The following is a 2,539-nucleotide window of genomic DNA, read 5'->3' as shown; positions in this document are numbered from 1 at the left end:
TGGGGTCACATCAAGTTTTTCTTTTTTCTTTTCGTCTTGTCTATTTTCCCGTCTATAATTTTTGCAGGTATTCCCGCAAAAGCTTTAATCCGCCCACTGGGGTGCAGAAGGCCGGGTCTTTGGCCTGGGCCTTCTCCCAGACCTCAGCAAGGTCAAACCAGGCAACGGCTGAAACTTCTTCTTCCTGCAGGACTAATTTATTTTCGTCTACGGGTTTAGAGTAGACATGCACGAAGGAGACTTCCCGGTTCTTGAATTCCGCCTGGTGGAAGACCTCGTCGTAGCAGTTGTGGAAGGTACCGATAAAGGTAAAGTCAGCGGCCTGGCTCTTGATGCCCAGTTCTTCTTTTAGTTCTCTGATGATGGTTTCCAGGGGCTCGTCTCCGGCAGCGATGTGGCCGGCTGAAGAGGTGTCAAAGCAGCCCGGATAGGAGTCCTTATTGGCTGACCTTTTCTGCAGGAGGACTTGCCATTTGCCGGCTTTTTGCCGGATGATCCAAACTGAGGCGCAGCGGTGCCAGGCCCCAATCCGGTGGGCATCACTGCGCTCAATGGTCTGCCCGGTAGGCTGGCCCTCTTTATCCACAATATCAAGAATTTCCATAATTTACCTCGAATTTTCAACGCTTTTAGGGCGATTTTACCAGCAAAAAGTATTTTTGTCATGGCCTTGTGAAACGAAAGTGCTGTTTTAACCGGTTACAAGGCAAAGGGGCGTAATCCCTTAATAACAAGCTTTTTCTCTAAAAAGATGGTCAAAAAGCATTTGTGCACCAAGGCTGTTAAAAGTTGAAAATTAACAACAAAGCTAGATATACCAAGCACTTAAAGGGTATTAAAAAAGAAAGCTAAAAAAATCGCGACAGCGTGAAACGGTAAAAGTGGAAAAAGGCAAATATTGACCAAAAAAAGCAAGGCAAAAGGAATTTCCTTTACCTTGCTTCTTAAAGGAGCGATAAATGTGTTTAGTAGACCAGGAGGCCGATTCCCAGGAAGATCAGACAGATCACGAATTGGATGACTAGCTGCTTCCATATAAACTTAAACCAGCGGTCAAAGCCGATATTGACCATAGCCAGGGACATCAAGATCAGACCAACTGGGGCGATCAAGCCGATGTAGCCCTGCCCCCAGTTGTAAGCATCGATCACGCTGGCCCGGTCGACGCCAACGATATTGGCCAGCGGCGCCATGATCGGCATGGACAGAACGGCCAGACCAGATGATGACTGGATGAAGAAGCCGAGGACGATGTAGATCAAGAAGAGGACCCAGACGAAGGCCAGCTTGTTCATGCCGGTGATCTGCTTGCTGAAGAAGTACATGATGGTGTCGCTGGTGTGGCTTTCATCCATCACGATGGAGACCGCCCGGGCCAGGCCGACCGTCAAGGCAACCCCTAAAAGGTCAGCCGCGCCGCTGACGAAGCTTTCCATGAAGCGGTGTTCACTTAAGCCGGAAACCAGGAAGAGGAGGTAGGAAACGGCCAGGAAGACAACCGCGATTTCCGTGAAGTACCAGCCCTGGCTCTGGACCCCCCAGATCATGACTAAAAAGCCAGCCACGAAGGTGAGCAGGGTCAGTTTTTGCCGCCAAGTGAAGTCGCCCTTGTCAGCTTGTGAGTCAAAAGCAAGAAACTTCTTCTTGTTTTCCTCATATTGGTCGGAGACCAGGGACTTGCTTGGATCCTTGCGGACTTTTTCAGCATAGATGATGGTGTAGAGCATCCCGGCCCCCAAGGAAACCAGGAGCATGATAATTCTCAAAGGCAGGGCCCGGGCGAAGTTGACCCCAGCCGTGTTTGAAGCAATAACCGTTGAGAAGGGATTGATGGTTGAACCCAAAGTCCCTAAAGTGGTGCCCAGGAAGATGGTGGCGACCACGGTCATCGTGTCATAGCCGGCCTCCAAGAAGACCGGGATCAGCATCGGGTAGAAGGCCATGGTTTCTTCGGCCAGGCCAAAAGTAGTCCCGCCCAGGGCAATCAGGCCCATGACGATGACGATCAAGAGGATTTGCTTGCCCTTAATATGTTCAGACAGGGCCTGCATCCCCGAGTTGATGGCCCCATTGGCGTAGACAACCCCAATGATCCCACCAAGGATCAAGATAAAGGTGATAATGTCGATTGAGTCGGCAATCCCTTGCACCTGGGAAGTCAAAAACTGGACGACAGCTTCCCGGAAATTAGGCTTCTTGACATTGACTCTCTGGTAGGAATCCGGAATAGCCACAGGTTTATAGATGGTGCCGTCGATTAATTTCTTGGCATCGATCTTGACTTTATAGCGGTCCAGGGTCTTCTGTGTTGCTGGTTCGTGCTTGACCTTGCCGGACGGCATGGTGATAGCAAAATCCTTGGCCGACTGGTCATAAGAGACCGTGGCATAGTTGCCGGCCGGGATGAAAAAGGTTAAAAGTTGGACGAGCACCAAAACAATGATGATGACCGAATAAGCGGTCGGAAATTCATGCTTGCGTTTCTTGCTCCCACTGCGATGAAAAAGCATCAAAATCATCCTCCTTTGATGTGACCCCC

2 protein-coding genes are annotated in these 2,539 nt (G+C 50.0%); both read right to left on the bottom strand.

The annotated features are described in order from the left end of the window. Positions 1 to 52 precede the first annotated feature (52 nt). Positions 53 to 604 carry an NUDIX hydrolase gene (locus tag ACLUXO_RS10090; RefSeq protein WP_412137435.1) on the bottom strand — a complete coding sequence of 184 codons (552 nt, stop codon included), beginning with the start codon at positions 602 to 604 and terminating at the stop codon, positions 53 to 55. 361 nt (positions 605 to 965) lie between these two features. After that, a complete protein-coding gene (locus ACLUXO_RS10085; RefSeq protein WP_412137434.1) occupies positions 966 to 2,510 on the bottom strand; it encodes a YfcC family protein in 1,545 nt (514 codons plus the stop codon). Positions 2,511 to 2,539 lie beyond the last annotated feature (29 nt).

Source organism: Lactobacillus delbrueckii subsp. bulgaricus, from assembly GCF_046938665.1.
In the GTDB taxonomy this organism is placed as follows: domain Bacteria; phylum Bacillota; class Bacilli; order Lactobacillales; family Lactobacillaceae; genus Lactobacillus; species Lactobacillus delbrueckii_C.
Note: the sequence above shows the minus strand (reverse complement) of the source record. Positions and strands in the feature narration are given on the sequence as shown.